Source organism: Mycobacterium sp., assembly GCF_052144515.1.
In the GTDB taxonomy this organism is placed as follows: Bacteria; Actinomycetota; Actinomycetes; order Mycobacteriales; family Mycobacteriaceae; genus Mycobacterium.
Window position 1 is genome coordinate 1 of sequence record NZ_JBKQQD010000012.1, and the last position, 22474, is coordinate 22474.

Sequence of the window (22474 nt, forward strand, 5' to 3'; positions counted from 1 at the left end):
AACCACCCGCTGCTTTGTCTAGTGGATGTCGGCGGGGTGCCGACACTGTTGTGGAAGTTAATCGAAGAAATCCGACCCGACGACTGCGTCGTGTTGCAGCGCACACCGCCGGTAGAGTTCGGTCCGGCCGACTGGCATGACGTCATGGAAGCGCTCTTGTTGGGTGCGTTCATCAGCGAGGGTTATGTTTCGGAGACTCGAGCCGGCTTCGCTAACCTGGATCGCGATTACTTCGCGATGGTGGCCGGTGCTTACGACGCGGTTATCGGTGGCAAACGCAGCATCTGCGAGAAGACCAACGTGTCGGGCTCCCGGATGCAGGTGCTCCAAGTCAACAACGTGACGGCGTTCAGAGATAGTCGACTTTGGGACATGGTGGGCCAGCGGTCCGCAGACAAAGCCGTGCCAGATTGGATGTGGCACGCACCGGCCGCTGTCAAGCGAGTGTTCTTGCAGGCGCTATTCGAGGGTGATGGATCCTGCTCCGCCCTGCCGCGCAACACAATCCAGATCTCCTACAACACGATTAGCAAGCAGCTCGCCATCGACGTGCAGCAGATGTTGCTGGAGTTCGGTGTTGTGTCCAAGCGCTACCGACATGCCGTCGGCGAGTACAAGGTCGTCATCGCCAACCGTGTGCAGGCCGAATTATTCGCAACGCAAGTCGGTTTCGGTGGCGCCAAGCAAACGAAGCTCACTAAGATCCTGAGTTCGATGCCGCCATGCGCTGGCATGGATAGCGATCACGTCCCCGGGCTGGCGCGATTTATCCGCAGGCACTGCGGCAGCCGCCGGGTCGACAAGGAATGGCTGCACAAGCACAACATCGATCGGCTATCCCGATGGCGGCGCGACTGTGCCAAGATCCTGTCACGCATCGCCGACCCCGACGTGCGCGCGATCGCGACCGAGCTCACCGACGGCCGGTTCTATTACGCCAAAGTCGCAGCCGTGACCGAAGCCGGCGTGCAACCGGTGTACAGCCTGCGCGTCGACACCGAAGATCACGCCTTCCTGACCAACGGCTTCGTCAGCCACAACACCGAGGCGCGGCTGACGCCGCTGGCGATGGAGATGCTGCGCGAAATCGACGAGGAGACAGTCGATTTCATTCCCAACTATGACGGCCGGGTGCAGGAGCCGACCGTTCTGCCGAGCCGCTTCCCCAACCTGCTGGCCAACGGCTCCGGCGGTATCGCGGTCGGCATGGCGACCAACATCCCGCCGCACAACCTCGGCGAGCTCGCCGAGGCGGTGTTCTGGGCGCTGGACAACTACGACGCCGACGAAGAGGCGACGCTGGCCGCCGTCATGGAGCGCGTCAAAGGTCCCGACTTCCCCACCTCGGGGTTGATCGTCGGCTCGCAAGGCATCGCCGATGCGTACAAGACCGGCCGCGGCTCCATCCGGATGCGCGGAGTTGTTGAGGTAGAAGAAGACTCACGCGGGCGTACCTCGATTGTCATCACCGAGTTGCCATATCAGGTCAACCACGACAACTTCATTACGTCGATTGCCGAGCAGGTCCGCGACGGCCGGCTCACCGGTATCGCCAACATCGAGGACCAATCCAGCGACCGCGTTGGCCTGCGCATCGTTGTCGAGATCAAGCGCGACGCGGTAGCCAAGGTCGTGCTGAACAACCTCTACAAGCACACCCAACTGCAGACCAGCTTCGGCGCCAACATGTTGTCGATTGTCGATGGGGTGCCCCGCACGCTGCGCCTCGACCAGATGATCCGCTACTACGTCGAGCACCAACTCGATGTCATCATCCGGCGCACCACCTACCGGTTGCGCAAGGCCAACGAACGCGCCCACATTTTGCGCGGTCTGGTCAAAGCACTTGACGCGCTAGACGAAGTCATCGCGCTGATCCGCGCGTCGGAGACCGTCGACATCGCCCGGGCCGGCTTGATCGAACTGCTCGACATCGACGAGATTCAGGCCCAGGCCATCCTCGACATGCAGTTGCGGCGCCTGGCGGCTTTGGAGCGCCAGCGCATCATCGACGACCTCGCCAAGATCGAGGCCGAGATCGCCGACCTGGAAGATATCCTGGCCAAGCCGGAGCGACAGCGCGGGATCGTGCACGACGAACTCGCCGAGATCGTCGAAAAGCACGGCGACTCTCGTCGCACCCGGATCATCGCGGCCGACGGCGACGTCAACGACGAGGACCTAATCGCCCGCGAGGATGTCGTCGTCACCATCACCGAAACCGGCTACGCCAAACGCACCAAGACCGATCTGTACCGCAGCCAAAAACGCGGCGGGAAGGGCGTGCAGGGTGCCGGGCTCAAGCAAGACGACATCGTGGCGCACTTCTTCGTGTCCTCGACCCACGATTGGATCCTGTTTTTCACCACTCAGGGCCGGGTGTACCGGGCCAAGGCCTACGAACTGCCGGAGGCCTCCCGGACGGCACGCGGTCAGCACGTCGCCAACCTGCTCGCGTTCCAGCCCGAGGAGCGCATCGCGCAGGTCATTCAAATCAAGGGTTACGAGGACGCCCCGTACCTGGTGCTGGCCACCAAAAACGGGTTGGTCAAGAAGTCGAAGTTGACCGACTTTGACTCCAACAGGTCGGGCGGAATCGTCGCGGTAAACCTGCGCGACGGCGATGAGCTGGTCGGCGCGGTGTTGTGCTCGGCCGACGACGACCTGCTGCTGGTCTCGGCCAACGGCCAGTCCATCAGGTTCTCGGCGACCGATGAGGCGCTGCGGCCGATGGGGCGGGCCACCTCCGGTGTGCAGGGCATGCGGTTCAACGCCGACGACCGGCTGCTGTCGCTGAATGTGGTCCGCGAAGGCACCTTCCTGCTGGTCGCCACTTCCGGTGGCTACGCCAAACGCACCGCGATCGAGGAGTACCCGGTACAAGGCCGCGGCGGCAAGGGCGTCCTGACCGTGATGTACGACCGCCGGCGTGGCAGGCTGGTTGGGGCGTTGATCGTGGACGACGACAGCGAGCTGTACGCGATCACCTCCGGGGGCGGCGTCATCCGCACGGCGGCGCGCCAGGTCCGCAAGGCGGGACGGCAGACCAAGGGCGTTCGGTTGATGAACCTGGGTGAGGACAACACTTTGCTAGCCATCGCGCGCAACGCCGAAGAAAGCGCCGTCGAGGATGGCGAGGAAACCGACGGTGCTGAGGAGCCGGGTACCTAGCCCGAAGCGATGCGGGCAACTAGGAACCCGGCAACTAGACTCAGCCCCACCAGACGAACGACTGCCACCGCCCGGGCGGCCTTGGTAGGGATTTAAGGAGTCGCGGTGACTTCACCGAACGAGCCTGGGGCCATCGACAAGGGTGACAGCCTGAACGGAGATGGTTCGGCCGAGCGGTCCGGTGCACACCGGGCGACGCCCGCGCCAACGGGCCCTGGCCCGGAAAGCGGCGACTCGCCGCCGTGGCAGCGCGGGGCCGCCCGGACATCCCGCGCGGGCCAGCGCCCTGCGCCAGAACCTGCCGGCGAACCTCGATCGTCGGGCCAAGCCCTAAGCGCTGACGCGCGCCTGAACCGCTTCATCTCCGGCCCGTCCGCAGCGGGACCCGGCGCACCCGCGCACTCGACGTCGCAGACCCAGGAGTTCGACGCTCCCCCGACGCGCGGCGACGGCCCGTCAACCGATGCCTACGCCAGCGAGTTGCCCGATCTGTCGGGGCCCACTCCGCGGGGCGCGCAGCGCAAACCCGCGCCCGAGCGTAGTTCCGTGCCGCCGGACACGGCGGCCAAGAGTCGTCCGGCTTCTGAATCACGGCCCGAATCACGGTCCGAATCACGCGAACAACGCGAGAGCCGGGTCCAGGTGTCGCGGCGAGGCCGGGGTCCGGTGCGCGCGAGCATGCAGATCCGCCGGATCGATCCGTGGAGCGCCTTGAAGGTGTCGCTGCTGCTCTCGGTGGCGCTGTTCTTCGTCTGGATGATCGCGGTGGCGTTCCTCTACCTGGTGCTCGGTGGCATGGGCGTGTGGGCCAAGCTCAACAGCAACGTCGGCGACTTGCTGAACAACACCAGCGGCAGCGCCGGAGAACTCGTCTCCAGTGGCACCATCTTCGGCGGCGCCGTCTTGATCGGCTTGGTCAATATCGTCCTGCTGACCGCGATGGCCACCATCGCCGCGTTCGTCTACAACCTGACGACCGATCTGATCGGCGGCGTCGAGGTAACGCTCGCAGACCTCGACTAGCGCGGCGAACCTTATGCGGCGCAAGGTTTTGGGGATGGGGTGGCGAGTGCGGTAATCTCGTCGCTCGGCCGTACGACTAGTGCGGGCCTATAGCTCAGGCGGTTAGAGCGCTTCGCTGATAACGAAGAGGTCGGAGGTTCGAGTCCTCCTAGGCCCACAACCATGTGCCCATCAAGACGATGTGTCAGACTCGCATTGCCGCTGGCATTGATCGCCGTGCTGGTGGTAGTGGTGGTGCGGTCGCGCCGCGGCGTCGAGGTCTGGCATGTGGCGGCCGTCGACACACCTGGTGATGACGAGGGGCCTTAGCTCAGTTGGTAGAGCACTGCCTTTGCAAGGCAGGGGTCAGGGGTTCGAGTCCCCTAGGCTCCACAAGTTAAAAGCGCAGCTTGAGCGGCCGTTCGCTCAAGATGCACCGGCGTCGGACCCGTAGACGTGGCCGTAGCGGTTGGTCTTGCCGTGAGGATGGGACTACCGGTTTGGCGCAGGGAGCTTCCGGTTGCTCGACCGCTGTACTTAGCACCCACGGTGGGCGGTGCCTGCGGCCCAAGCCGCGATGCCGCATACGCCTGATCGTTGGCCGGGGATCGCAGGCCGGTGCGTCGTAGGATCGCGTGCAACTCCTCGGCGAGCTCCTGCATCTCGTCAACAGCGGCCAGGGCGTGCGCCTGGCCGCCTACGACGGCCAACTCGGTGGCGAAGAACCGGCGCAGACCCGCATGCAGCAGGACCTCAGGGGTCCGCACCAGCGCCCGCGTCATCCGCGGCCGAATCGCGGTCCCGTCGGCCTGCAACGCGCATAGCGCGTCGCGGTAACCGGTGATAAACAGGTGCAGCAGATCATGCCGGTCGCCTAGCCGCCGGATATCTCCGCCGGCGCTATAGAGCGCACCGGCGAAGGCGGGCAGCCCGGCGCCGTGCGTCTTCTGCTGCTCCTCGGCATCGATCACCGCACGCGCGGGCAAGCCCGCGCTGGTGAACATTTCGGCGATAGCGCGGGTGCGGGCACGGATGACTCCATCCCTGTCGCCAAACAGCAGCCGAAGCCGGCGATTCCAGATGTAGCGCACCACAAACCCATTACGCTGACCACCCGCGTTGACCATTCCGGTCAGCACCCGGTCACTGCCCAGAGTCGCCGCCATATCCGATGACCCGGCCAGGTTGTTGCCCAGGAAAAGAACCGACGGGATGCTTGGCGCTGCGGCTAACAACGGCAGCACCGAGGTGACCTGATTGCGGCGCACGATCACCACTGCGAGGTCATAACCATCGCCCGGTTCAATCCTGTCCACCACAGGAACGGCTGTCATGCTGCGCTGTCCGGTTCGCCAATGCTCCAATACGACGCCATGCTCGCGCAGCGCAGCCAGTCGCTCACCACGGGCCAGCAGGGTGACGTCGACACCGCCACGGAGCAGTCGAGCAGCGTTAAAGCTACCGATGACTCCACCGCCAATGACGAGTACCTTCATGCCGACCATCGTCGCCGACAGGCGCCACGACGACCCTTCAAAAGGCACCGACCGACCGGGCTGCGATGAGCAGCCGAATGACCGGCAACCCTTCGTTCGGTCACCACCACACGGATGGCGACCGATCCCCCGATGATCCCTGAGCTACGGGCGCGGTTGCACATCCACGCTCGGTGGGCGGGGCGACGGCTCCGGGCGCTTTGAGCGCCGGACGATGCTGAAGGAAACGGCTCCGACGGCCAGGACCGCCACTGCGGCCCCCGCGATCACCCAGGGCCGCTTACCATGACGCTGCTTTTTGCGCGCCTGCTGCAAGGCTTGCGGCAGGTTTGCGACTACTTCCTGTGCGGCCGCCAGCTCTTGGGCGATCGTCTCTTGGGCAGCAGCGAGTTCCCGGGCCACCCTGCCCTGCTGGTAGCGGCGGCGAACCTGCGACGCGGTCGACTGCGCCGAATGAACACCAAGCCCGACAACGCCTCGTGTGACGTCCACGGGCCCCACTGCCGAGTACGTCAGCCCTCGGGCCAGCCGCTCCCGGGGGGTCAACTTGGCCGCCGCCTCTGCGCTCATCTGCCGCCTTTCTGTGCCTGTCGCCCGATGCTTCCTCAGCCTGCCATCATTGCGACGCCCGCGGGCCAATTGCGTGCGTGCTCGTGTGTTTTCGGGTGGGCCGGGTGCGCGGGAGCGACGGGGTGTGGACCCGGTGCGGGCGTGCCTGCGCGTAATGGCAGACTCTGATGCCGTGACTAACAGCCCGATTCAGACTGCCACCGCCACACTGCATACCAACCGCGGCGACATCAAGGTCGCTCTATTCGGAAACCATGCGCCAAAGACCGTCGCCAACTTCGTTGGCCTGGCGCAGGGAACCAAGGAGTATTCGACCCAAAACGCATCGGGTAGCCCGTCGGGCCCCTTTTACGATGGCGCGGTCTTCCACCGAGTGATCCGGGGCTTCATGATTCAGGGCGGCGATCCGACCGGAACCGGGCGCGGCGGCCCGGGCTACAAGTTCGCCGACGAATTCCACCCCGAACTGCAATTCGACAAGCCGTACCTGCTGGCGATGGCCAATGCGGGCCCGGGCACCAACGGCTCACAGTTCTTCATCACCGTCGGCCCGACTCCGCACCTGAACCGGCGCCACACAATCTTCGGCGAAGTGACCGACGCCGACTCGCAACAGGTCGTCGACGCAATCGCAAAGACGTCGACCGATGGCAACGACCGGCCCACCGACCCGGTCGTCATCGAGTCGATCACTATTTCTTAAGCCTCGTGCGCCCCGCCTAGTCTTTCCGGCCTTTTCCAAGGCCGGCGTAGCCGGCTGCGGTAAGCGCGTCGAGCACCTCCAGTGGCTCGGTTCCGAGGTCCCAGCGCGAGAAGATCACCAGGGCGCCGCGGACCGTTTCGAGCTCAAGCAACCGGACCTTGCGTGCGTAACGCCGGAACTCGGTGATCCGGATGATCTTGATATCGGAGTGCTGAAATAGCTGCGTCCGGAACCAGCCCCGCAACGCCAGTCCGTCGGGCGTAATTGCCAGCTTCGGACGCGCGCGCCACGACAACCCGGCAAACAAGATCAAACCCACCGCGGCAATGCCGGTCAGAATGCGGCCCGGCGGGTCTGTGACTAGCGTCACACACGCGATAGCCATCGCGACGCCGACGATCCCACAACCTGCGATTCCCGCCGGGGGTGGCCCCCACGCTGTTTGCTGCATACCCGGCCTAACCCCTCCCACCATTGCCTATGCAGTTATCCACAAGCGCTATCAACAGTGGGGATAAATCACACGCGTGTGATTGGGTGACGAAAAGGTTGCTAGACCAGTAACAGATCGACGACGAGATGAATTCATCGTGTCTTCAACGTCTGTTAATGCCAACGCATTGTGAGCAACAGACCGGTGATCATGAAAGCGAACGCGATGGCGTAGTTCCACGGACCGAGCTCTGCCATCCAGTGCAGCGCCGTCGGGGCCTGGGTTCCGACGGCGGCCAACTGGAACACCATCAGCCAGATGAGCCCGATCAGCATCAGGCCAATGAACGAGGCCACGAACCACACACTCGAGGGTCCGACCTTTACCTTCACCGGCGTGCGGCTCACGGTGCTGACGGCGAAGTCGTTCTTTTTACGGACTTTTGACTTGGGCATGATTTCCTCGGGATACCTCAACGACACGGCGGGCGGACGGGGTGCAACGATAACGATTGCAGCTGCGTAGCTTGGTTACGAGACTAACCCACCTGGCACCCTGACCAAGGAAGTGGAGAGCCATGAGGGACACGCGTGACACGCGCCGCTCACCGTGGCGTTTCGGTGTCCCATTGGTGTGCTTGCTGGCCGGATTGCTGCTGGCCGCCACGCACGGTGTGTCGGGCGGGGCAGAGATTCGCCGCAGTGATGCGCCGCGCCTTGTCGACCTGGTCCGTGAGGCGCAGTCGTCGGTTACCCGATTGAGCATCGAACGGGATGCGCTGACCAAGCGGCTTGACTCGATGCACGGCCGGTCGACGGATGCCGCACTGGCGGCGATGCTGAGGCGATCCGCCGAGCTGGCCGGCGAGGCGGACATGGACCCCGTCCATGGGCCGGGCCTGGTGGTGACCCTGCAGGACGCGCAACGCGACGCCAACGGCCGGTTCCCGCGTGACGCGTCCCCCGACGACCTGGTCGTACACCAGCAAGACATCCAGGCCGTCCTCAACGCGTTGTGGAGTGCCGGCGCGGAGGCGATCCAGATGCAGGACCAGCGCATCATCGCCACCTCAGTGCCGCGCTGCGTCGGCAACACCCTGTTGCTCAACGGGCGCACCTACAGCCCGCCGTACACGATCACCGCAATCGGCAATACCCCAGCGATGCAGGCGGCTCTGGCGGCCGCTCCCCTGGTGATGCTCTACAAGCAGTACGTGGTCCGGTTCGGCCTCGGCTACCAGGAGGACGTCAAGCCTGATGTGCGGATCGTCGGCTACACCGAACCGGTCCGCATGCATTTCGCTCAGCCGTTGGGCCCGGTGGGGTACTGAGTCGGTAACCTGACACGATGCGGATCCTGGTTGTCGACAATTACGACAGCTTCGTGTTCAACCTGGTGCAGTACCTCGGACAGCTCGGAGTCCAGGCCGAGGTGTGGCGCAACGACGACACGCGGCTGTCCGACCCCTCAGACGGTCAAGCGACCGCCATGCAGTTCGACGGTGTCCTCCTCAGCCCGGGCCCGGGTACTCCGGAACGCGCAGGCGCGTCGATCAGCCTGGTCCGCGCTTGCGCCGCCACGAACACGCCGCTGCTGGGAGTCTGCCTGGGCCACCAGGCCATCGGCGTCGCATTCGGCGCCACCGTTGACCGAGCTCCCGAATTGCTTCACGGTAAGACCAGCAGCGTGTTCCACACGAACGTCGGTGTTTTGCAAGGGCTTCCAGATCCATTCACGGCGACCCGGTACCACTCGCTGACGATACTGCCGGAGTCGCTCCCCGCGGTCCTGGAGGTCACCGCGCGCACCCGCAGCGGGGTGATCATGGCGGTGCGTCACACCGGCCTGCCGATCCACGGTGTGCAATTCCACCCGGAGTCGATCCTGACCGAGGGCGGGCATCGGATGCTGGCCAATTGGCTCGTCTATTGCGGGTGGGCACGAGACGAAACGTTGGTCCGCAGGCTGGAAAACGAGGTCCTCGCCGCGGTCCGGCCGCACTTTCCGGATCCCGGGGTTACTGACCGAACTTCAGCGTGATGATCCCGTCGCGGTTGACGCCGACACCGGCCGGCGGGTTCTGATACACCACCCGGTTGTGTTGGGAACCGCCGGCGTCGACGTCCGGACCCTTGTCCAGCCCCCCGGTCCAGCCCAGTGCGCGTAGCCGCGGTTCGGCGTCGGTCCAGAACATGCCGGAAAGGTCGGGCATCAGGAACTGGTTGCCCTTGGACACCTGCAGCTCGATCACCGAGTCCACCGGCACCGTTTGGCCCTTGGGCGGGTTGGTGCCGAGCACCTCGCCGGCCGGTCGGGGGCTGTCAACCGAGGCCTGGCTGAACTTGGTGAAGCCATAGACGGTGAGGTTCTTTTGCGCGTCGTCGACGGTCTGGCCCGCGACGTCGGGGACCTGCTTGGTCTCGGGACCGGAGCCGACGATCACGGTGATCACGTTGGTGATGGCCGACGTCTGGTTGGCCGGCGGGTTGGTCCCGATGACCTTGCCCAAAAGCTCCGGGGTCGACGGTGAATTTGCCTGCTTGAACTTGCTGAATCCGGCGGCTTTCAGCTTGTTGATCGCGTCGGCATAGCTCATCGAGGACACGTCGGGCACTTCGCGCTGTTCGGGTCCGGTGGAGACGTTGATGGTGATCACGTCGCCCGCGCTCACCGCGGCATTGGCGCCGGGATCGGTGTTGATGACGTGGTCCGGCGGGATCGTCGAGTCGGGCCGCTGCTGGGTGCGCGTCTTGAAGCCCCGGTTTTGCAGTGCGGCGATAGCGTCGGCCGACACTTGGCCCCGCACGTCGGGTACCTGAACATCGCGGGTCCTGCCGCCGAAGGAGTTGAAGGCGATGACGACGACGATCGTCAGCACCGCCAGCACGCCGACCGCGACAACCCAGCGGCCGACCGAACCACCGCGATCGCCGGCGGTGTCGTCCAGGGCTTGGCGGGGTAGTGGATCGGTGCGCGGCCCCCCGGCGTGCGCGCCCCCGGACGAGAACAGCGAATTCCGCTCGGCCCCGCTGAGCACCTTGGGGGCCTCCGGTGTCTCGCCGTTGTGCACCCGGACCAGGTCGGCACGCATCTCCGCCGCCGTCTGGTAGCGGTTTTCCGGGTTCTTGGCCAACGCCTTGAGAACGACGGCGTCGAGGTCGGGGGAGATGCCTTCGTGTCGTTCCGACGGGGGAATCGGGTCTTCGCGGACATGCTGGTAGGCCACTGAGACGGGTGAATCCCCGGTGAAAGGTGGTTCGCCGGTGAGGATCTCGTAAAGAACACAGCCCAGCGAATAGACGTCGGACCGGGCGTCGACGGGATCGCCGCGGGCCTGTTCGGGTGAGAGGTATTGGGCCGTTCCGATCACGGCCGCGGTCTGGGTGACGCTGCTGCTGTCGGCGATCGCGCGCGCGATGCCGAAGTCCATCACCTTCACTGCGTTGGTGCTGCTGATCATGATGTTCGCTGGCTTGACGTCGCGGTGGATGATGCCGGCCTGGTGGCTGAAGTTCAGCGCCTGGCAGGCGTCGGCGATAATCTCGATGGCCCGCCGGGGTGGCAGGGGTCCATCGGTGTGCACGATGTCGCGCAGGGTGACGCCGTCGACGTACTCCATGACGATGTAGGGCAGCGGGCCGGTGGGCGTTTCCGCCTCGCCGGTGTCGTAGACCGCGACGATGGACGGGTGATTCAGCGCCGCGGCGTTTTGCGCCTCGCGTCGGAAGCGCAGGTAGAAGCTGGGGTCGCGGGCAAGATCGGCGCGCAGCACCTTGACCGCCACGTCGCGGTGCAGGCGGACGTCGCGGGCCAGGTGAACCTCGGACATGCCCCCGAACCCGAGGATGTCACCCAGTTCATAGCGATCGGACAGGTGCTGAGGAGTGGTCATTGCAATGTCTCGAGCCGGGCCGGCGACGTACGGGATGGCGTCAGCGGGACAACCCGGCGCATATTTCGACGTTCAGAATTACCTGCCTGCGCGGGATCCGTCCAATTGAGGCCGCGATTGAGGCCCAGCCTCGGCCCCGAGCCGCTGGGAGTTTTGGAGGGTGGGGGCGGGGCCGGTGGACTGCCGGTGTCGGTGACGGTCGGCGCGGGTGTCGCCGGCTGGTTTTCACTGCTGTGATTGATGACGATCAGCACCGCGATGATGATCGCCAGCGCTCCGAGCACCCCCGCGGCCCAGAGCAGCGCACGCTGGCCCGACGAGAATGTGCGTCGCGCAGGCGGCGTGCGGCGACCGCCCGTCGACGGCCGGGACCGATGTGGCGTCGGGGTCCGGCCGCTGGCGGTGGCCGCGATCCTGGTCGGCGTGGCCGAGGGAATGGCGGCCGGGGAGGCCCGGCCGGCCGGTGGTGTCTGGCTCGGCCTGGGTGGACGGCGGCCCGCCCGCACCGCGGCGACCGCGTCGGCGAAGGGTCCTCCGCTGCGGTAGCGCATACCGGGGTTCTTGACCAGCGTGATCTCGATGAGTTCCCGCACGTTGGGTGGTAGGTCGGCGGGCAGCGGTGGCGGGGGCTCCTTGATGTGTTTCATCGCCACCGTCAGGGCGCCGTCGCCGGTGAACGGGCGTTTCCCCGAAACCACTTCGTAGCCAACGACTCCCAGCGAGTAGACGTCGCTGGCCGGGGTCGCGTCGTGACCCAGCGCCTGTTCGGGTGCGATGTATTGGGCGGTGCCCATCACCATGCCCGTCTGGGTCACCGGCGCGGCGTCGACCGCCTTGGCGATGCCGAAGTCGGTGATCTTCACCTGCCCGGTGGGGGTGATCAGGATGTTGCCCGGTTTGACGTCGCGGTGCACCAGGCCGGCGGCGTGCGCAATCTGAAGAGCCCGGCCGGTCTGCTCGAGCATGTCCAGCGCATGTCGCAGCGACAGCCGGCCGGTGCGCTTGAGCACCGAATTCAGCGGCTCGCCGTTGACCAGCTCCATCACCAGATAGGCGGTGCGACCCTCCCCGTCCAGCTGGCTTTCGCCATAGTCATGCACGCTGGCGATCCCGGGGTGGTTGAGCATCGCGGTGGTGCGCGCCTCGGCGCGGAACCGCTCGATGAACTCCGGGTCCTGCGAGAACTCCTGCTTGAGCACCTTGACGGCGACGCGGCGGCCCAGGCGGCTGTCCACCGCCTCCCAGACTTGGCCCATGCCACCGGTGGCGATGAGCCGCTGCAGGCGGTACCTGCCAGACAGCGTCACACCAACTCGCGGGCTCATGGTCCTCCCTGCAGTGCAGCTTCAATCACGGCCCGCCCGATCGGCGCGGCGAGCGCACCCCCCGTCGCCGACAGCCGGTCAGCGCCGCCCTCTACCAGCACCGCTACCGCAACCTTCGGGGTCTGCGCGGGCGCGAAGGCGATATACCACGCGTGCGGCGGCGTGTGCCGCGGGTCGGTACCGTGCTCCGCGGTACCAGTCTTGGATGCAATCTGCACGCCGGGAATGGCCCCTTTCTGCTGTGCGACCTTCTCGGCGCCGACCATCAGCTCTGTTAGCTTAGCGGCGACCTGCGGCGACACCGCGCGACGTTGCTGGTATGGGGCGGTGGTGGTGATGTTCGCCAGGTCGGGCCCCTTGAGGCTGTCGATCAGGTAGGGCTGCATCATCACCCCGCTATTCGCGATGGCCGCGGCGACCTCCGCGTTCTCCAGCGGGGTCAGCGCGACGTCTTTCTGGCCAATGCTTGACATACCCAGTGCGGCCGCGTCTGCGATGAGTCCGACGGTTGATTCGGCGACTTGCAGCGGAATGACGCTCGGAGTGCTGTCCAGGCCGAAAGAATGCGCCATGTTGCGCAGGGCGTCGGCGCCGGTGGCCAGGCCCAGCTGGACGAACGCGGTGTTGCACGACAGGGCGAAGGCCTGGTGCAACGACACGGTGGGGTCAGGGCCGCACGGAGTCCCACCGTAGTTCTCCAGGGTGGCCGTGCTGTCGGGTAGCGGGATTTTGGCCGCGGCGGTCAACTGCTCGTTGGGGTCGGCGCCCGCCTGAAGCGCCGCCGCGGTAGTGATCACTTTGAAGGTGGACCCGGGCGGGTAGGTCTCGGAGATGGCGCGGTTGGTCAGCGGTGAGTCGGGGTCGTCGCGGAGGCGTTGCCACGCCTGCGCTTGCTCTTCGGGATTGTGGGATGCCAGCAGGTTGGGGTCGTAGGAGGGTGACGACACCATCGCGAGGATCTTGCCGGTGGACGGTTCCAGCGCGACGACAGCTCCCTTGCACGGCGGTCCTCCGCAGCCTTGCTGCATGGCGTCCCAGCCGGCCTGCTGGACTCGCGGGTTGATTGTGGTGTCGACATTGCCGCCGCGCGGATCGCGACCGGTGAAGAAGTCGGCCAGCCGACGGCCGAACAGCCGCTCGTCCGATCCGTTCAACACCGGGTCCTCGGCGCGTTCGAGGCCAGTACTGGAATACCGCAGTGAGTAGAAGCCGGTGATTGGCGCGTACACCGCGGGGTTGGGATACACCCGCAGGAAGCGGAAGCGGTTGTCGGTGGCCACCGAATAGGCCAGCAGTTGGCCGCCCGCGGTGATCTGGCCGCGCTGACGTGAATACTCGTCGAGCAGGACGCGCTGGTTTCGGGGGTCGGCACGCAGCCCGTCGGCGGTGAACACCTGCGTGTACGTGGCGTTGAGCAGCAGCAGCACGATCAACGCCATCACGATCACCGAGATCCGGCGGAGAGATGCGTTCATGCCTTCTGAATCACCTCGGTGCCGGCCGCGGCGATCGGCGACGTGTCGCGCGGACGGGTGCGCAGGGGACGCCGGGCGCTATGGGAGATGCGCGCCAGGATGGCCAGCAGCACGTAGTTCGCCAGCAGTGACGACCCCCCGTAGGACATCCACGGAGTAGTCAGCCCGGTCAGCGGAATGAGCCGGGTTACGCCGCCGACGACGATGAAAAGCTGAATGGCCAGCGTCGACGCCAACCCCGCGGCGAGCAGCTTGCCGAAGCTTTCACGCGTCGCGATCGCCGTGCGCAGGCCGCGAACGATGACGATCGCGTAGAGCAGCAGCAGGGCCGCCAAACCCACTAGTCCTAGCTCTTCGCCGAACGCGGCGATGATGAAATCGGTCGACGCCGCCGGCACGGTGTCGGGTTGACCGTTGCCCAGCCCGGTGCCGAAGATTCCGCCGGTAGCAAAGCTGAACATCGACTGGACAAGCTGATAACCGCTGCCCTCGGGATCGGAGAACGGATCCCACCACATCTGCACGCGAACCCGGACGTGCTCGAAAATGAAATACGCCACAACGCTTCCCGCGACGAACAGCACCAGGCCGATGACGACCCAACTGAGTCGCTGGGTGGCGAGATAGACCACCACCAGAAACGACGCGTAGAGCAGCAGCGAAGTACCGAGGTCCTTCTCGAAGACCATCACGCCGATCGAGATCACCCAGGCCGCCAACAACGGAGCGAGGTCCCGCGGGCGGGGCAGATTCATGCCCATCGAATGCCTGCCCACACTGTTGAACAGGCCGCGCTTGGCGATGAGCACCGCTGAGAAGAAGATCAGCAGCAGAATTTTCGAAAACTCGGCGGGCTGAATGGAAAAGCCGGAAAAACGGATCCAGATTTTGGCGCCGTTCTGCTCGGAAAGGGATGCCGGCAGCAGCGCGGGAATCGCCAAGAAAACCAGACCCGTCAGGCCACAGATGTAGCCGTAGCGCGCGAGCTGTCGATGGTCTTTCAAAAAGGTGACCACGAGCGCGAACGCGGCGACGCCGACCAGGGTCCACAGCATCTGTTGGGCCGCACTGGAGTGATGGTGTCTGTTGAGCTCGCTGTTGACGAGGTCGAGCCGGTGAATCATCACCAGGCCAAGTCCGTTGAGCAGCGCCACGATTGGCAACAGCAGCGGGTCGGTGTAAGGGGCAAAGCGCCGAATGACCAGATGCGCGCCTCCGAAAACGGCGAGGAAGGCCAGCCCGTAGCGTGTCAGGTCCCAGCGCAAGCCGCGCTCCTGGTTGGCTTCCACGATGAGCAAGGCGGCGACGGTGATGACGGCGGCGAAGCACAGCAGCAGCAGTTCGGCATTGCGCCGAGTAGGCAGCGGGGGTGTCACCGCCACCGGTGGTTGGACCTGTGTGGTCATGCCACCGCCTGGCAGTGCGGAATTGCAGGCACCGTCTGGGAGGTTGTAGCGGGCACAGGCGAGGTGGCCGAGGTGGCCGCTGGCGGTGCCGGCGAGGTAGATGCGGGGCCGTGAGTGGAGCCCGTGGTGCTGGGAGAGCTGGGAGAGGTGGTAGTCGGGGGCGTGGTGGATGCTGTGGCGCTTGGCTCTGGCGTCGAACCCGGCGTGGGCGCAGGAGGTGACGTGGCGCGGGGTGGCGGACAGGCCAGTAGGGAATCGGCCAGCAATTTTCGTAGCTGCGACTCAGCCTGATCCAGCGTGCCGCCCGGAAGCCCGCTCTGAACCTGTGCCTGTCCGGCAGGGCTGAGATCTTGCAGTGTCATCAGTTGGCAGTCGTTGTGGCCCCCGGATTGGCCGTAGCTGATCAGGGATAGCTCATTGCGCGCATTGACACAGGCCACCAGGTACGGCTCGTGCAACGAGATGCCCAGCAGCGAACCCTGAATTCCCCGCACGATGGACACCTTGCCGCTGTATCCGGCGACGTAGTAGTTATTTGTGATGATCCACCGGCCAATGGCCAGGCCGGCCAGCACCACCAGCACCACGACGGCTATGACGATGGCCATCCGGCGTCGCGACCACCGCGGTCGAGTAGCTGTATCGACTTGCGGCGGTAGGCGTTTGGCAACCTCCTTGCGTGGGTTGATGGCCGAGGCGCGCCCTGCCGCGGTGTTGGGCAGGGTCACATGTTGGTCGTCTTCACCGGATACCGCGCCGGCGAGAATCGGCTGGGTTTGCCCGTAGTCGTAGTCCACGACGTCGGCGACGACAACCGTCACGTTGTCGGGGCCGCCACCGCGCAACGCCAATTCGATTAAACGATAGGCACTTTCGGCTACGTCGGGGATCTGCAGCGCCTCGAGGATGGTCTCGTCACTCACCGGGTCGGATAGCCCGTCCGAGCACAGCAGGTATCGATCGCCGGCGCGTGCTTCTCGCATGGTCAAGGTGGGCTCGACTTCGTGGCCGGTCAATGCCCGCATTATCAATGAGCGCTGGGGGTGGCTGTGGGCCTCCTCCGCGGTGATCCGACCTTCGTCGACCAACGTCTGGACGAAGGTGTCGTCCTTGGTTATCTGGGTGAGTTCGCCGTTGCGCAGCAGGTAGCCGCGCGAGTCGCCGATGTGCACGAGCCCAATTTGATTGCCCGCGAACAGGATTGCGGTGAGCGTCGTGCCCATGCCCTCCAGGTCCGGCTCCATCTGCACGTGATCGGCGATGGCCGCATTGCCGGCGCGCACCGCGGCTTCGAGCTTGCCCAGCAGATCGCCACCGGGCTCGTCGTCGTCGAGATGGGCTAATGCGGCGATCACCAACTGGGATGCCACCTCGCCCGCCGCGTGGCCGCCCATCCCGTCGGCGAGGGCAAGCAGACGTGCGCCGGCATACACCGAGTCTTCGTTGTTCGCGCGTACCAGGCCGCGATCGCTGCGGGCCGCATATCGCAGGACCAGGCTCACGGGCGCAACTCGATTGCTGTTTTGCCGATCCGCACCGGCGTTCCTATTGGAACTCGTACCGCAGTCGTCACCTTCGCCCTGTCAAGGTAAGTGCCGTTGGTCGATCCTAGATCCTCGACGTACCATTCCGAGCCGCGCTGAGACAGCCGTGCGTGCCGCGTCGAGGCGTAGTCGTCGGTCAGCACGAGGGTGGAGTCGTCAGCGCGCCCGATCAACACCGGCTGCCCGCTGAGGGTGATGCGTGCGCCGGTCAGCGAGCCCTCGGTCACGACCAGGTAGCGCGCAGCGGTCCGTTGGCGCGACGGGAGCAGCGTGCCGCGCAAAGCCAAGCCGCGGCGCACCATGACCGCGCCGGTCGGCGCATAGATATCGGTCTTGAGGATGCGCAGCACCGACCAGATGAATACCCATAGCAACATCAAAAATCCGGCACGCGTCAGCTGCAGTACCAGTCCCTGCATCTGACGTCCTTTCCGTCCTAGCGCCGTAGGCCTCGCGTCCGTGACACCGTGCCCATCGGCAACGTCACGATAGCTTGGACGCTGGTGGAAGCGGGCGAAGCACGGCAGCGTGGACCCGACGGGTTCAGTGAATGCGGACGATGATCTCCGAGTGGCCCAAACGGATCACGTCGCCATCGGCCAACTGCCACTCCTGCACGGGCGCGTTGTTGACGGTGGTGCCGTTCGTGGAGTTGAGGTCGGAGAGGAGCGCGACCTGCCCATCCCACCGGATCTCCAGGTGACGACGCGACACCCCGGTGTCAGGCAACCGGAACTGGGCGTCCTGGCCGCGGCCGACGATGTTGGAGCCTTCACGCAGCTGGTAGGTCCGCCCGCTCCCGTCGTCGAGCTGCAGGGTGACCGCAGTTCCGGCGGATCCGTACTCGCCCTGTCCGTAACCGCCGTAGCCGCCGCCCTGGCCCCCCGACTGGCCCCAGTCAGGAGCGGCTGATTGGCCCGCCGACTGGCCCCAGTCGTAGTCGTGGCCCGCGGGCTCGACATAACCGCCGCCGGGAGGGCTGTACCCCCCGGGCGGAACGCTTTCGGCGTACTGCGTGTAATCGCCTGATCCGTAGTCCTGTCGGCCGTATCCCTGGCCGCCTTGCTGATAACCCTGGTCGTAGCCGCCCCCCTGCTCGGGGTAGGCAGGGCGCTGTTCGGGCGATGGCGGGGCTGGGGAGCCGTAACCGCCCTCGTCCTGGCGCGCGGAGCCGCGACCGTATTCGCCGTACCCGCCGTAGCCCTGCTCACCACCGGGCGAGCCATAACCGCTGTCCTGGCGGTAACCCTGGTCATAACTTTGACCGCCCTGGCCGCCGTATCCGGCAGGAGCGGGAGGACGCTGCTCGTAGGACGGCGGCGGGTAACCACCTTGACCTTGGTCGGGGTAGCCGCCTTGTTCCGGGTAGCCGCGCTGGTCGGGGTAGCCGCGCTGGTCGGGGTACCCCCGCTGGTCGGGGTAGCCGCCCTGGTCCGGGTACCCCCGCTGCTCTTGGTACCCGCCCTGCTCTTGGTACCCGCCCTGCTCGGGGTAGCCGCGCTGGTCGGGGTAGCCGCCTTGCTCGGGGTAGCCGCCTTGCTCGGGGCGGGGCGGCGGATATCCCTGTTGGGGCGGGTAGCCGCCTTGTTCCGGCGGATATCCGCCTCGGGGGTCGTGACCGCCTTGCGGATCCGGGCCACCGCGCTGGTCGTCTTGCGGACGCCCGTAGCGCTCGTCGTAATACTCGTCGCCGGGCCGCCCGTGTCCCGGTCCTCCGCGATAGCTCGAATTGTCAGTCATTGGTGGTACTCCTGGTTCTGCGCCGAACGCCTGATTTGATTGTGGCCGGGAGGGATCGTTGAACTTCGGGCGGGGCTCGACATCGGGGTTGACAGCACCGCGGGCGCGGAACTGGCCGGTATGCAGGTTCGACGACTGCTCGAACCGGACGACCACATCACCATACGTTTGCCACCCCTGTTCATAGATATAGTCGGCCAAGTACCTCGCGAAAGCGCCCAACGTGAGATCCGGATCGGCGCCCAACTTCTCAAAGTCGTGCACACCGAGGGTAATGATGTATTCGTTGGGCGCCAAAAGGCGCTTTCCCTGTAGTGGCCGGACACCGTCTTCGGCTTCCCGACGCAATAGGGCTTCAACCTCTTGAGGGACAATTGAACCCCCGAACATCCGCGCGAACGCGTCACCGACGGTCGCCTCGAGCTTGCGCTCGACGCGCGCAGCAAGCCCCTTTTGGCTACCCAACACTTAGCGCTCGCCCGCACTTGTCGTGGCATATTGCCGGCGCAAGGCAAACGGCTCGCCCGCGTGTCGCGTCACCCAAGCATGGTATCGGGACACCGCGACGCTGCGGCACCGTGAGAATTCTGAGAATCGCATCAATGCAGTTCAGAATCGTTTTGCGGCGGGAGCGTGAAGCCGAGACGTTCGGTGGGCCCTCCGGAACGGTTGGGGCGCGCGACCACTACAGTGGTATGGTCCTTCGGTTGTTTCGGGCGAGTGGCGGAATGGCAGACGCGCTGGCTTCAGGTGCCAGTGTCCTTCGGGACGTGGGGGTTCAAGTCCCCCTTCGCCCACCAACATAACTGCAGGTCAAGGCCTTAAATCTGCCGGGCATCAAAGCCATGTCAAGAGTCCCGTCAAGATTCGGCCTAGGATGCGCGCGTGGCTAGCCTCAGAATTCGCCAGCGCAGAGACGGAAGCACCTATACCTCGGTGCTGTACATGGTGAACGGCAAGCAGTCATCCTCGTCCTTCAACGACCACGCCGAGGCCGTGAGACTCCAGGAGCTAGCCAACAAAACCAGCCCCGCCAAGGCGTTGGAAGTCTGGGCAGCAACAACACCATCTGCCAATGGCTTCACCGTGGCCAGCTGGTGCACCCACCACGTGGACCACTTGACGGGCGTCAATGAGGCAACCCGCACTCGGTACCGCCGCTACATCGCTAACGACATTGCCCCCCAGCAAGATCGGACCCCTGCCACTGGCCGCACTCACCAACGCCGACGCGGCCCAATGGCTCAACAGCTTGACCGGTTCTGCCAAGACCGCCGCGAACAAGCATGGCTTCCTGGCCGGTGCCCTCAACGCGGCAGTGCGGGCCCGGCACATATCGGCCAACCCGTGTGATCGCAACCGACTGCGCCGAGACGAGCCCGCCGAGATGGTGTTCCTCACCCACGAGGAGTTCAGGCTGCTGCTACGACGGTCGATTTCGGTATTACGGAAACCGCGTTAGCGCAATGCAAACGTCACGCTCTTCACTCAGCCAGGCGCTCTAGCGACCACCCTCGCGATTCTCGGTGTTGTGCCTAAGGTCACGGCTGAGATTTTTTATGAATTGGCAAGTCTTCCAAAGCTTTTCCCGACAGCCTGGTGGCCACTCCGTTAGCGGCGGAATGGTCAGGATGTAATCGATTAGCCTGTCACGCTTCTCATCGTCGTGGGTGTTCTTGGCAATCGCGGCAAGAGGCTTGGATTGCTGCGTCACTGGGGTCAACAACGTCGTCGGATTGCACTCTGGGCACCGTAGCCGTGGGTACCGACAGCGGGCTGGTCCAGGCATGGCTTTACCCGGATCAACTAGGGGCCCTCATCGCCGAAGACCTGGGCGCAGCGCCGACACCCTGGTGCACACGCAGGTGGAGTGCTAAACCAGCACAAACCAACCCCGAAAATGGGTTGGTCCACCACCGAAAGAGAAACCCATGACCGACATGCCCGACGACCTGCCGTCGCCCGACGAGTTCCGGCGGAAGATGGCCCACGTCGACCGCGAGTTCGCCGATGCCCGCCGGTACCTGTCGGGGTTGTGCGCCGAAGACAATCAGGCGCTCGGTGCGCTGATGGTGGAGATCCACCGCAGCGGACGGGCCATGAACGTCTTGGCGGCGATGGCGGTACTGGCCCTCGACTTCGCCCACCTGGCCGCGGACCGCCTCGGCGGCGATGTCCAGAAGTGGCTCGACGAGTCGGCGATGGCCCAGGACACCGCCGAGACCGAGCGGGACCGGACTGAGCTCGGTGGCGAGGGATAACCTTCGGGACCGTACCTGACCGATAGACCGGTGTCGGTGGCCGGGGGTTGGTGCAGCACAAGCGCTATTGCCATGGCTGCCGACCCCATCAGCGTGACATTGGCAAAACTTCGTGTCAGAGTCACCGTGAACGCCGACGGCCCGTCGTGGAAGTGTCTAACGGCCTATTCTTAGAGAACTCTGGGGGCACGGATCGGCGGAGGCTCGGATGACGGCCATAGCAGCGTGCCGGACGTGTGGCACTGAGCCTTTGGAGCACGCCCGGTTTTGTCACGGCTGTGGTGCACCAGTCCAAAACGGCGATACCCGGGCGGAGTACAAGCAGGTCACGGTTCTGTTCGCCGACGTGGTCGGGTCGATGGACATCGCCTCTGCCGTCGGGGCCGGAGCGGCTGCGGGAGATCATGGCGCAGCTGGTGGATTGGGCCGCTGCTGTGGTGAAACGCTACGGCGGGACGGTGGACAAGTTCACCGGCGACGGGATCATGGCGGTGTTCGGCGCGCCGGTGGCCTTGGAGGACCACGCCGTTCGTGCCTGTCTGGCTGCCTTGGGCGTTCAGTAGGAGGCCAAGCGGCTTGCCGTCGACGTCCGAGAACGCGACGGTGTCGACCTCCAATTGCGCGTGGGACTTAACTCCGGTCAGGTGATCGCCGGTGAAATCGGTTCGGGTGCGTTGGGTTACACCGCCGTCGGTGAGCAAGTCGGCATAGCGCAACGGATGGAGTCGGTGGCACCGGCGGGTGGGGTGATGCTCAGCGCCTCGACAGCACGACTGGTGGAGAACTCCGCGGTGCTGGGTGAGCCGGAAATCGTGCAGATCAAAGGTGTCACCCCGCGGTGCGCGTAGTGAGGAAGACCAGGCGAAACCAAGATGTCGTTTTCCTCCCGTGTCGCCGATCGGCCTCGAATGAGCGTCCTCGTATTGATTAACGTTCAATTCCTCACCATAGGTCACACATGAACCGTTGGTCACGCCATCCGGTATGCATTTCCGGATAATTCATGACCGCCTGGCTATTTCTGGTTGCATAATGGGCTCGACAGCACCCAGGAGGACTGTGGTTTGGACGCGGGGAACGACGACTCCTGCAACAGCGAGGCCGAAGGCGGCGTAATGGATCCAGCCTCCGATGGTCGGCAGATGCAGGCAGATGTTGTCGAGCAGCAGTACCGGCGGCTAGTGGACCACAGCCTCGACGCCATCGCCGTGCATAAGGGCGGCCGCGTCGTCTACGTCAACCCCGCCGGGGTCCGCTGGATCGGCGCACAGTCGTGCGCTCAGCTGGTGGGACACCCGATCACCGAATTCGTCCATCCGGACTCGGTTCCCGCGATGCTGGCGCGAATCGCTTCCCTGCGGCACAAGGGGGACACCTCTCCACCCTGGGAGGCGGTGATGCTGCGCTTTGATGGCACCACCCTCGACGTCGAGGCAGTGTCGGTGCTGACGGTCTG

Annotated in this window: 19 protein-coding genes, 3 tRNA genes and 1 pseudogene; 12 read left to right on the forward strand and 11 right to left on the reverse strand. The window is 65.1% G+C overall.

The genetic code is table 11. The features are described 5' to 3' along the window. The 4 genes from gyrA to ACLP9N_RS00485 all read left to right on the forward strand — a co-directional run. Positions 1-3171: intein-containing DNA gyrase subunit A (gyrA, locus tag ACLP9N_RS00470; RefSeq protein WP_442405557.1), on the forward strand; the 3171-nt coding region annotated here is incomplete at its 5' end. Positions 3172-3276: 105 nt separating this feature from the next. Then, on the forward strand, positions 3277-4194 hold the full coding sequence (locus tag ACLP9N_RS00475; protein WP_442405558.1) for a DUF3566 domain-containing protein: 918 nt from the start codon (positions 3277-3279) through the stop codon (positions 4192-4194). 83 nt (positions 4195-4277) lie between these two features. Continuing rightward, positions 4278-4351 (forward strand) — tRNA-Ile (locus tag ACLP9N_RS00480). A 142-nt stretch (positions 4352-4493) separates the two neighbouring features. Next, a tRNA-Ala gene (locus ACLP9N_RS00485) sits at positions 4494-4566 on the forward strand. Here ACLP9N_RS00485 and ACLP9N_RS00490 read toward each other — a convergent pair. Together ACLP9N_RS00490 and cwsA are read right to left on the reverse strand one after the other, a co-directional pair. Further along, on the reverse strand, positions 4557-5669 hold the full coding sequence (locus ACLP9N_RS00490) for a ketopantoate reductase family protein (protein ID WP_442405559.1): 1113 nt from the start codon (positions 5667-5669) through the stop codon (positions 4557-4559). The two genes, ACLP9N_RS00485 and ACLP9N_RS00490, sit on opposite strands and share 10 nt — an antisense overlap. A gap of 144 nt (positions 5670-5813) precedes the next feature. Continuing rightward, positions 5814-6239, reverse strand: coding sequence for a cell wall synthesis protein CwsA (gene cwsA / locus ACLP9N_RS00495; protein ID WP_442405560.1), 426 nt, complete (start codon positions 6237-6239; stop codon positions 5814-5816). 154 nt (positions 6240-6393) lie between these two features. Between cwsA and ACLP9N_RS00500 the strand changes: the two genes are divergently transcribed. Continuing rightward, positions 6394-6942, forward strand: a complete 549-nt coding sequence (locus ACLP9N_RS00500; RefSeq protein WP_442405561.1) for a peptidylprolyl isomerase — start codon at positions 6394-6396, stop codon at positions 6940-6942. Between the two features lie 16 nt (positions 6943-6958). Here the strand turns inward: ACLP9N_RS00500 and ACLP9N_RS00505 are convergent, their stop codons facing one another. Both ACLP9N_RS00505 and crgA read right to left on the reverse strand, forming a co-directional pair. Further along, positions 6959-7393 (reverse strand): PH domain-containing protein, encoded by a 435-nt coding sequence (locus tag ACLP9N_RS00505; RefSeq protein ID WP_442405562.1) that lies wholly within the window; start codon positions 7391-7393, stop codon positions 6959-6961. A 155-nt stretch (positions 7394-7548) separates the two neighbouring features. Continuing rightward, positions 7549-7830 carry a cell division protein CrgA gene (gene crgA / locus ACLP9N_RS00510; protein WP_442405563.1) on the reverse strand — a complete coding sequence of 94 codons (282 nt, stop codon included), beginning with the start codon at positions 7828-7830 and terminating at the stop codon, positions 7549-7551. A gap of 122 nt (positions 7831-7952) precedes the next feature. Between crgA and ACLP9N_RS00515 the strand changes: the two genes are divergently transcribed. Both ACLP9N_RS00515 and ACLP9N_RS00520 read left to right on the forward strand, forming a co-directional pair. Continuing rightward, positions 7953-8705, forward strand: coding sequence for a DUF881 domain-containing protein (locus tag ACLP9N_RS00515; protein ID WP_442405564.1), 753 nt, complete (start codon positions 7953-7955; stop codon positions 8703-8705). A 17-nt stretch (positions 8706-8722) separates the two neighbouring features. Next, positions 8723-9415 carry an aminodeoxychorismate/anthranilate synthase component II gene (locus ACLP9N_RS00520; protein WP_442405565.1) on the forward strand — a complete coding sequence of 231 codons (693 nt, stop codon included), beginning with the start codon at positions 8723-8725 and terminating at the stop codon, positions 9413-9415. Here the strand turns inward: ACLP9N_RS00520 and pknB are convergent. The 7 genes from pknB to ACLP9N_RS00555 form a co-directional block, all read right to left on the reverse strand. Then, a complete protein-coding gene (pknB, locus tag ACLP9N_RS00525; protein WP_442405566.1) occupies positions 9393-11267 on the reverse strand; it encodes a serine/threonine protein kinase PknB in 1875 nt (624 codons plus the stop codon). The two genes, ACLP9N_RS00520 and pknB, sit on opposite strands and share 23 nt — an antisense overlap. Further along, positions 11264-12592 carry a protein kinase domain-containing protein gene (locus tag ACLP9N_RS00530; RefSeq protein WP_442405567.1) on the reverse strand — a complete coding sequence of 443 codons (1329 nt, stop codon included), beginning with the start codon at positions 12590-12592 and terminating at the stop codon, positions 11264-11266. The genes pknB and ACLP9N_RS00530 overlap by 4 nt, the downstream gene beginning before the upstream one ends. Beyond that, on the reverse strand, positions 12589-14067 hold the full coding sequence (pbpA, locus tag ACLP9N_RS00535) for a D,D-transpeptidase PbpA (protein ID WP_442405568.1): 1479 nt from the start codon (positions 14065-14067) through the stop codon (positions 12589-12591). Before pbpA ends, ACLP9N_RS00530 begins: the two co-directional genes overlap by 4 nt. Next, entirely contained in the window at positions 14064-15473 is a 1410-nt protein-coding gene (locus ACLP9N_RS00540; protein WP_442405569.1) for an FtsW/RodA/SpoVE family cell cycle protein, read from the reverse strand. The genes pbpA and ACLP9N_RS00540 overlap by 4 nt, the downstream gene beginning before the upstream one ends. Beyond that, positions 15470-16975 carry a PP2C family protein-serine/threonine phosphatase gene (locus tag ACLP9N_RS00545; protein WP_442405570.1) on the reverse strand — a complete coding sequence of 502 codons (1506 nt, stop codon included), beginning with the start codon at positions 16973-16975 and terminating at the stop codon, positions 15470-15472. The genes ACLP9N_RS00540 and ACLP9N_RS00545 overlap by 4 nt, the downstream gene beginning before the upstream one ends. Next, on the reverse strand, positions 16972-17436 hold the full coding sequence (locus tag ACLP9N_RS00550) for an FHA domain-containing protein FhaB/FipA (protein ID WP_442405571.1): 465 nt from the start codon (positions 17434-17436) through the stop codon (positions 16972-16974). Before ACLP9N_RS00550 ends, ACLP9N_RS00545 begins: the two co-directional genes overlap by 4 nt. 124 nt (positions 17437-17560) lie before the next feature. Next, positions 17561-19222, reverse strand: coding sequence for a DUF3662 and FHA domain-containing protein (locus tag ACLP9N_RS00555; protein WP_442405572.1), 1662 nt, complete (start codon positions 19220-19222; stop codon positions 17561-17563). A 249-nt stretch (positions 19223-19471) separates the two neighbouring features. Between ACLP9N_RS00555 and ACLP9N_RS00560 the strand changes: the two genes are divergently transcribed. The 5 genes and pseudogenes from ACLP9N_RS00560 to ACLP9N_RS00580 all read left to right on the forward strand — a co-directional run. Further along, a tRNA-Leu gene (locus ACLP9N_RS00560) sits at positions 19472-19557 on the forward strand. Positions 19558-19889: 332 nt separating this feature from the next. Further along, positions 19890-20219: a hypothetical protein gene (locus tag ACLP9N_RS00565; RefSeq protein WP_442405573.1), complete on the forward strand. Its 330-nt coding sequence runs from the start codon at positions 19890-19892 to the stop codon at positions 20217-20219. Positions 20220-20688: 469 nt separating this feature from the next. Beyond that, on the forward strand, positions 20689-21018 hold the full coding sequence (locus tag ACLP9N_RS00570; RefSeq protein WP_442405574.1) for a hypothetical protein: 330 nt from the start codon (positions 20689-20691) through the stop codon (positions 21016-21018). 208 nt (positions 21019-21226) lie between these two features. After that, a pseudogene (locus ACLP9N_RS00575) lies at positions 21227-21845 on the forward strand (adenylate/guanylate cyclase domain-containing protein); the annotation flags it as partial. A gap of 237 nt (positions 21846-22082) precedes the next feature. After that, positions 22083-22474 (forward strand): PAS domain S-box protein (locus ACLP9N_RS00580; protein WP_442405575.1); only part of this gene is annotated, 392 nt, incomplete at its 3' end.

What these genes read in the sequence shown, in the direction of transcription:
- pknB (WP_442405566.1), bottom strand. Translation starts at nt 11,267, where the DNA reads ATGACCACTCCTCAGCACCTGTCCGATCGCTATGAACTGGGTGACATC.
- ACLP9N_RS00505 (WP_442405562.1), bottom strand. Translation starts at nt 7,393, where the DNA reads ATGCAGCAAACAGCGTGGGGGCCACCCCCGGCGGGAATCGCAGGTTGT.
- ACLP9N_RS00520 (WP_442405565.1), top strand. Translation starts at nt 8,723, where the DNA reads ATGCGGATCCTGGTTGTCGACAATTACGACAGCTTCGTGTTCAACCTG.
- ACLP9N_RS00550 (WP_442405571.1), bottom strand. Translation starts at nt 17,436, where the DNA reads ATGCAGGGACTGGTACTGCAGCTGACGCGTGCCGGATTTTTGATGTTG.
- cwsA (WP_442405560.1), bottom strand. Translation starts at nt 6,239, where the DNA reads ATGAGCGCAGAGGCGGCGGCCAAGTTGACCCCCCGGGAGCGGCTGGCC.
- ACLP9N_RS00540 (WP_442405569.1), bottom strand. Translation starts at nt 15,473, where the DNA reads ATGACCACACAGGTCCAACCACCGGTGGCGGTGACACCCCCGCTGCCT.
- pbpA (WP_442405568.1), bottom strand. Translation starts at nt 14,067, where the DNA reads ATGAACGCATCTCTCCGCCGGATCTCGGTGATCGTGATGGCGTTGATC.
- ACLP9N_RS00565 (WP_442405573.1), top strand. Translation starts at nt 19,890, where the DNA reads ATGAGGCAACCCGCACTCGGTACCGCCGCTACATCGCTAACGACATTG.
- ACLP9N_RS00570 (WP_442405574.1), top strand. Translation starts at nt 20,689, where the DNA reads ATGACCGACATGCCCGACGACCTGCCGTCGCCCGACGAGTTCCGGCGG.
- ACLP9N_RS00500 (WP_442405561.1), top strand. Translation starts at nt 6,394, where the DNA reads ATGGCAGACTCTGATGCCGTGACTAACAGCCCGATTCAGACTGCCACC.
- crgA (WP_442405563.1), bottom strand. Translation starts at nt 7,830, where the DNA reads ATGCCCAAGTCAAAAGTCCGTAAAAAGAACGACTTCGCCGTCAGCACC.
- ACLP9N_RS00530 (WP_442405567.1), bottom strand. Translation starts at nt 12,592, where the DNA reads ATGAGCCCGCGAGTTGGTGTGACGCTGTCTGGCAGGTACCGCCTGCAG.
- ACLP9N_RS00515 (WP_442405564.1), top strand. Translation starts at nt 7,953, where the DNA reads ATGAGGGACACGCGTGACACGCGCCGCTCACCGTGGCGTTTCGGTGTC.
- ACLP9N_RS00490 (WP_442405559.1), bottom strand. Translation starts at nt 5,669, where the DNA reads ATGAAGGTACTCGTCATTGGCGGTGGAGTCATCGGTAGCTTTAACGCT.